The sequence below is a fragment of the Oleiphilus sp. HI0128 genome (genome assembly GCF_001635365.1).
The window spans coordinates 1-628 of record NZ_LWGG01000425.1 but is presented as its reverse complement, the minus strand read 5'-3'; the positions used below and the strand labels follow the sequence as shown (position 1 = coordinate 628).

Genomic DNA, 628 nt, shown 5'->3' with positions numbered 1-628 from the left:
TTCAGTATCGGCCGCACTCAGGAGCTATTGTATGAACTTGAGTCATTGATCTATGAGCTTAAAGATAAAGCCGATCAGGGGGCGCTGAATTGGGCTGAGCTTGAAGTGATAGTCGACTCACCTTTGGCCAACGACTTTACTGATACCTACCGACAACTAAAACCTTTTTGGGATGCAGAGGCTCAAAGTCGGGTAGCCGAGGGTCGACACCCTCTGTCATTTGAAAATTTACTCACGATAGATGATCATCAAACTCACCTCGACACAGTGAATTATTTAGCAAAGACGGCTCGCCCAGCCATTGTGATCGCCGCTAGCGGTATGTGTGCTGGTGGACGTATTGTTAATTATTTAAAAGCCTTAATTGAAGATAAGCGTACTGATATTCTGTTTGTAGGTTATCAAGCTGAGGGAACTGCAGGGCGAGATATTCAAACTTACGGGACACGAAATGGCTATGTCGAGCTAGAGGGTAAGCGCTATACGATTAATGCCGCTGTACATACGATCTCGGGTTACTCTGCGCATGCAGGTCAGGAAGACTTACTGAACTTTGTGCAAGGTATGAATGCTAAGCCTTCAGAAATAAGAATTGTTCATGGTGATGATGACGCGAAGAGGGCTTTAA

Annotated in this window: 1 protein-coding gene; it reads left to right on the top strand. The window is 45.2% G+C overall.

Annotation, left to right across the window (positions count from 1 at the left end):
• A partial coding sequence (locus A3763_RS05230; protein WP_304440791.1) for an MBL fold metallo-hydrolase RNA specificity domain-containing protein occupies nt 1-628 on the top strand: 628 nt, incomplete at both ends.